At 74.7% G+C, this 5,934-nt stretch carries 6 protein-coding genes and 1 pseudogene; 5 read left to right on the top strand and 2 right to left on the bottom strand.

Translation table 11 applies throughout. The annotated features are described in order from the left end of the window. Positions 1-511, bottom strand: a pseudogene (locus tag AAHZ94_RS27115) (hypothetical protein); the annotation flags it as partial. Positions 512-618: 107 nt separating this feature from the next. On the opposite strand from AAHZ94_RS27115, the gene AAHZ94_RS27120 reads away from it, so the two are divergent. From AAHZ94_RS27120 to AAHZ94_RS27135, 4 genes are all read left to right on the top strand, one after another. After that, complete coding sequence (locus AAHZ94_RS27120) at positions 619-1,413, top strand: hypothetical protein (RefSeq protein WP_349996037.1); 795 nt, start codon at positions 619-621, stop codon at positions 1,411-1,413. A 390-nt stretch (positions 1,414-1,803) separates the two neighbouring features. Then, positions 1,804-2,814, top strand: a complete 1,011-nt coding sequence (locus tag AAHZ94_RS27125) for an AraC-like ligand-binding domain-containing protein (protein ID WP_349996038.1) — start codon at positions 1,804-1,806, stop codon at positions 2,812-2,814. A 194-nt stretch (positions 2,815-3,008) separates the two neighbouring features. Continuing rightward, a complete protein-coding gene (locus AAHZ94_RS27130; protein WP_349996040.1) occupies positions 3,009-3,284 on the top strand; it encodes a hypothetical protein in 276 nt (91 codons plus the stop codon). A 283-nt stretch (positions 3,285-3,567) separates the two neighbouring features. Continuing rightward, entirely contained in the window at positions 3,568-4,485 is a 918-nt protein-coding gene (locus tag AAHZ94_RS27135) for a thioesterase II family protein (RefSeq protein WP_349996042.1), read from the top strand. A 94-nt stretch (positions 4,486-4,579) separates the two neighbouring features. On the opposite strand, the gene AAHZ94_RS27140 is transcribed toward AAHZ94_RS27135, so the two are convergent. Then, positions 4,580-5,173: a TetR/AcrR family transcriptional regulator gene (locus tag AAHZ94_RS27140; RefSeq protein WP_349996044.1), complete on the bottom strand. Its 594-nt coding sequence runs from the start codon at positions 5,171-5,173 to the stop codon at positions 4,580-4,582. A gap of 404 nt (positions 5,174-5,577) precedes the next feature. Here AAHZ94_RS27140 and AAHZ94_RS27145 point away from each other — a divergent pair, with 404 nt between their 5' ends. Next, a complete protein-coding gene (locus AAHZ94_RS27145; RefSeq protein ID WP_349996046.1) occupies positions 5,578-5,853 on the top strand; it encodes a hypothetical protein in 276 nt (91 codons plus the stop codon). The last annotated feature ends 81 nt before the right edge of the window (positions 5,854-5,934 follow it).

Here is a 5,934-nt window from a genome sequence, read left to right on the forward strand (position 1 = left end):
CCAGCGGGGGCGCCCGCGGCGGGGCGGCGTGGGGGTCGCGCAGCGCGGCGACGGGGCGGCCCTCGGGCGCGCCGTGCACGGCGCGCAGGGTGCGCCGGGCGAGCTCGTCGCGGGTGGCGGGGGCGGGCGGGCCGTACCGGGTGGCCAGCTCGAAGCAGGGCTGGAAGTACCGGTCCTGCGGATGGCCCTCGCTGATCCTGGCCGCCCGCCTGGCCCGCTTGAGCACGGTGAACCACTCCGCGGTGGCGCGCAGCACGTCGGCCGCCGCGTGCACCGATGCGGCCAGCAGCGCCGCGCCGTCGGCGCTCACCAGCGGCCCCGCGCACTGCGGGTGCTGGCCGGGCCGGATGACCAGCGGATCGAGGAGGAGTTTGACGGTGCGGCTGAGCGGGCCGCCCTGGGCCCCGCTGAGCGCCTCCACGCCCGCCAGTTCCTGCCACACCTCGTGCAGCACCGCGGCGCGCGGACGCGCGCGTGCCCCGTGATCCGAGGCGTCCGGGCCGATCCGCATGCCGGCAGCTTAAACGGGCGTTCGAGGCGGACCCAAACCTGGGACGGGTAGGCACAGCACCCCTCCTAACGTCGGGGTCGTTGGTTCGCCTGCGGGAAGGACACCCCATGATTCGCACCCTTCGAGCCGCGGCCTGGCTGTTCCTCGCGGGCTCGGTCGGCTACTACCTCTGGTACGGGCTCACCGCCGATGCGTCGGACTCCGGCGGCCTCGCATGGGTCGGGCCGCAGATGATCCCGCTGGGCATCGCGGTGAGCCTGGTCCCGGTGCTGCTGGCCTTCACCAAGGACGGCGTGGTCTCCGCATTCACCGGGCGCAACAGCGCCGCCTTCCGCAACGGCCTGCTCGGCGTCGGTACCGTCACCGGCACCCGCCCCACCGGAACCACCCTGAACGACCAGCCCGAGGTGCGCATCGAACTGAACGTGCGCGGCGCGGACGGCACCATCTTCGACTCGCACGCGAAGCTCGTGGTGCCCCTGACGGACCTCGCCCTGTTCGCGCCGGGCGCCGTACTGCCCGTCCGTTACCTGCCGGGCCGCACCGACCGCGTCGAGATCGACCGCTCGGGCGACATGGCGGGGGCCCAGGCCGTGTACAACGAGGTGCAACTCCAACGCGGCCTGACCACCAGGGAGGCACTGGAGGTCGCCGAGCGCGGCATCCCCGCATCGGCCGTGGTCCGCTCGCTGGACGTGACCGGCGCGGTCCGCGAGGAGTACGCCGAACTCCGCCTCGGCCTGATCGTCAGCCGCCCGGACGGCACGACGTTCGAAACCGAGGTCGAGAAGTTCCTACCGCCGCGCGCGGTGCAACTGGTCCAGGTGGGCCGGGTCATCCAGGTGCGCTACCTACCGACCGACGAGACGCGCATCGCCCTGGCCCTGCCGGCCAATGCTTGACGCGTGGCGGGTGAGCTGATGGGTGGGACACGCCGCGGCGGAGCCGTCCTGAGCGCCGCCGGCCCCTGACACCCCGGGTCCGCCATCCCGCCGGCGGACCCGGGGCCCGGCCCCGCAGCCACCCGGCTCCAACCTCCTCAGGACCACCCCCATGGACCGCCGGCCCGCGCGCCCCCGGCGGGGGGCGGCCCTGCTCGTTGCGGCACGCATGCCGGCCGTCGGCGACCGCTCGGGTGTCTGTGGTGTCGGCCGGCCAGCCGAGGGGCCCGCGCGCGGCGGCCTCCGCGCACCGCTGCACCGTACGCAAGTGACCGAAAGCCCGGCTGGACCGGTCCCGCGCCCGCGTGCCACCTTCGAGGTCATGGACATGACTGAGGCGGTGGCTGGCCCATGCGGGTGATGGAGTTCCGTACGGACGTGGTGCGCCCCGCGGAGCGCTTCGCGCTCTGGCAGGACTTCACGTCCCGGTCGCACATGCGCAACGTGCTGCGCAGCGAGGACGGGGACGATTTCCGGGCCAGCGTGCGGGTGCTGGACCTGGGGGAGATGCAGGTGTCGGCGCTGGGCCACCCGCACGTGGAGATCGCCCGGACGCCGAAGCTGATCCGCCAGTCGGACCCGGAGGTATACCAGCTCAACTACTTCCGCAACGGCTCCGGGGGCTTCTCCGTGGTCAGGGACGAGGTGCCGGTGCGGACCGGTGACCTGGTGATGATGGATAGCGGCCGTCCCTACCGCGGCGACGTGCGCTCGTGTCCGGACAGCCGATCGCACGGAACGTCGCACATGACCGTGCAGTTCCCCCGTCGGATGCTGCCGCTGCCGGAGAAGGTGGTGGCGCGGGTGCTCGCGACCCCGCTCGACGGGAGCCGTGGTCTGGCCGGGGCGCTCGCCCGTTGGCTGACCGACCTGCACGCGCGCGCCGACGAGTTCACCCCGGCCGACGCCCCCACCCTGGCTTCGGTCACGCTGGACCTGCTGGCCTCGCTCATCGCCGGCCGGCTGGAGGCCGAGCGGGCGCTGAGCCCGCAGGCCCGTCGACGGGCGTTGAAGACCCGGATCAACGCCTTCGTCGAACGCCATCTGGCCGACCCGGACCTGACGCCCCAGGCGGTGGCCGACGCCCACCACGTGTCCCTGCGACAGCTCCAACACCTGTTGGCGGAGGACGGCACGTCACCGGCGGCCTGGATACGCCAACGCCGCCTGGAGCGCTGCCGCGAGGACCTGACCGACCCGCGGCTGGGCGCCCGCCCCGTACGGGCCGTCGCCGCCCGCTGGGGCCTCAGCGACCCGATGCACTTCAGCCGGCTCTTCCGCGCCGCGTACGGCGTCCCGCCCCGGGAGTACCGGGAACGTGCGCTCAGGACGTGCGCGCATCGACAACCGCCCCGCGCGTAAGGACAACGATCGGCCCTGCCGGCGGCCACACAGTGGGAGAGCGCCCCGGGCTCCATCCCGCCCGCAGCGGACCGTGCGTCAGCCGGCACAGCGGCGGCGTGCCGCGCGGCGGACTCGGCTGGGTGATCACCGGTCGGCCGGAGCCGGGGTGCGCCGCACCACATCCCGTACGCCCATCGAGGTTAAGAGGAACGATGCGCATTCGAACCGCACTCGCCAGCGCGGCGGCGACGGCCGCCCTACTGGCCGGTGGAACCGCAGTCGCCCAGGCGGCCCCCGCCCCCGCCGTCGCTGACAACGGGTCAAGCACGGAGGTTACCCCGCAAGACGTCCCGTTCAGTGAGGTAAAGGTCGGTGAGTACCCCAGCAAGGCCGCCTGCCGCGCCGACGGTCGGAACTCCGCGCATGCGAGGTGGTGGTGCGTGAAGAACGGCAAGATCTGGGAGCTGTGGGTGGAGACCAACTCCTGAGGAGGTAGCGCCGGCGCGACCCGCGTCAGTGTCCAGCGTGCCGTTCGGTCGACCGGTCGGGGACGGGGGATGCGTGCTGACCCCGGCCGGCGGTCGCACCGGTCGCATCGGCCGCGCCGCGGGCCACGTACGTAGCCCGGCCGTCCGGAGGCCCGGGACCCGCCCCGGGCCTCCGGTGCGTTGGCGGCCACCGAACCGTCCGTCCCCACCCCGGTCCCCCCTCCGGGGCCGGCACACGGAAGACTCGGGGGCCAACCGCGTCCGAGCCACGAGGAGATCCACCATGCCCCCAGCGGCGCGCACCGACGCCGGCGCCGGCACGTCCGGCACGTCCCCCGCCCGTCCGGCCCGCGCCGCTGACGGTCGGCCCCGGCCCACCCACCACGGCAGCGTCACCTGCCCGCGGCCGGTGTCCGACCCCGCGCTGCGGCTGTTCTTCTTCCACCACGCCGGCGGCTCCCACCTGCTCTACCGCGGCTGGGCCGACGCGTTTCCGGCCGACTGGGAGATCTGCCTGGTCAACGCCCCCGGCCGGGGCAGCCTGCACGGGGCGCGCCCGCTGCCGAGCAGCGCCGAACTGGTGGAGTACTTCGCCGCGGACTTCGCGCCGCTGCTCGACCGGCCCTTCGCCCTCTTCGGGCACAGCATGGGCGGACTCGTCGCGTACGAGCTGGCGCGTCACTTCGCCGCCGCCGGCCGGCACGTACCGCTGTGGCTCGGCATATCCGCCTGGGGGGTGCCGCGGGTGCCCGGGGCCGAGGGCGCGCGGCCGGACGGGGCCGACGGGGCGGCCGGTGGCGGGGCGCGGCTCGCGCGGCACCTGATGCCGGACCCGGAGCTGCGCGACTGGCTGCGCTCGGTCGGCGGGACCCCGGCGGAACTGCTGGACAGCGATGACCTGTGGGCCCTGTTCGCGCCGACCTTCCGGAGCGACTTCGCGGTGGTGGACACCTGGCGCCCGACGGCCGGTGCGGTGCCGCCGGCCGTGCCGCTCACCGTGTTCGGCGGCGAGTCGGACGCCGTGGTGCCGCCCGTGCGGCTCACCGGCTGGGCCGAGCACGCCCCGGGCTTCGACGGCCTCCACCTGTACGAGGGTGACCACTTCTACCTCCGTGACCACCGGGCGGCCGTGGCGCACCGGATCACCGGGACGCTCACCCCGCTGCTGCCCGTACCCACCGATCCGGCGCAGCCGCGCTGACCCCGTCCCGCCCCCGCCGCCCCACCTGCTGCCGGTCGTTGCCGGTCCGCCGGCAGCGGGGGAGCGGCGGTGCCGTGGGTAGCGAGGTGCGCGGTCAGACGGTAGTGCGGCGGAGCCCCGCGACGAGGAGTTCCACCAACCCGCGCGCGTCGTAGCGGGGGTTGTCGCCGGCGCCCACGCACAGGCTGCCGACGCCGCGCATCAACACATAGGCGTCCATGCCGGGGTTGATCTCCCCGGCATCGGCCGCCGCCGCCAGGAGGTCGGCGCAGACGGGCACGAGCCGGTCGATGAAGTAGGCGTGCAGCGGGTCGAAGCAGACGTCGCTCGACTGCAACACGGCGGCCAGCCCGTGCTTGGTGACCAGGAAGTCGACGAAGCGGTCGATCCACTGCGCCAGCGCCTCGTACGGGCTCGCGCTCGCCGCGAGCAGGACCGGGCCGGCCTCCGCACAGCTCTCCACCTGGTGCCGGTAGACCGCGATGATCAGATCGGCCCGGGTGGGGAAGTGCCGGTAGATGGTGGCCGTGCCCACCCCGGCCTCGGCCGCGATCTCCCGGATCGGCGCCTCCACGCCCGAGGTGACGAAGACCCTGGCGGCGGCGTCGAGCAGTGCCTCCTGGTTGCGCCGCGCATCCGCCCGCTGGGGCCTGCGCGTACTCCCCGCGCCCCGACCGCCGTCGCTCACCGCACCGTTCCTTCCGCTGTCGCCCCGGACCACCACCGGCCTGGCTAAGCGGGACGGTGTCCCGTATAGTCGATTCGGTACAGCGTCCCGTTTTGCTCATGATGGCAGACGGGGCAGCGGCGACCAAACGCGTACGTCCCGCGCCCCGCGCCTCGACACTGACCGCGCCCAGCCCGCTCCACGCCCCGCGCCCGTGATTGGCCTCATCGGGTCTTGCTGATCCGACCGTTCTGCCGATCCAACCCATCAGGCAGTCAGCCGACCAATCGGCTCGGTCAGCCAGTCAGCCAGTCAGCCGGCCAGCCGCCGGGCGGTGCAGCCGGTGCGCTCCCCTTCCGTACGAAACCGTCGGCCCCGTCCGACGGCACCCCGCCACGCCCGCAGCCAGCAGGAGGCCCGCTCCCGTGCCCACGTCAGACTCCGCGCCCGCATTAGACCCGGTGCCCGCAGCAAACCCCACGGCCAGCGCCGAGCCCGGGGGCGCCCCGGGGATCGCCGAGGCGCAGGCCGCGCCGCCGGCCGAACCTGGCGACGGGCTGCCGGGCGTGCCCGGCATCGCGCCCGCCCCCGTCGCCTCGGTCAAGCCGCTGACGCTGCCGGCGCCCGGCCGCGGCGTGGGCCTCCAGGTCCGGGTCTCCGCGCCGATCACCGGCCCCCGGCGGGCGGTGGTCGGGCGCTAGCCCCGCGTCGGCGCGGGCCGTGGGGGGGGCGGGCCCCAGGCCGACGTCAGGGGCGCGGGCGGGGGTTTGGGCGGGCCCCCC

The sequence above is a fragment of the Streptomyces sp. HSW2009 genome (assembly GCF_040240285.1).
GTDB lineage: Bacteria > Actinomycetota > Actinomycetes > Streptomycetales > Streptomycetaceae > Streptomyces.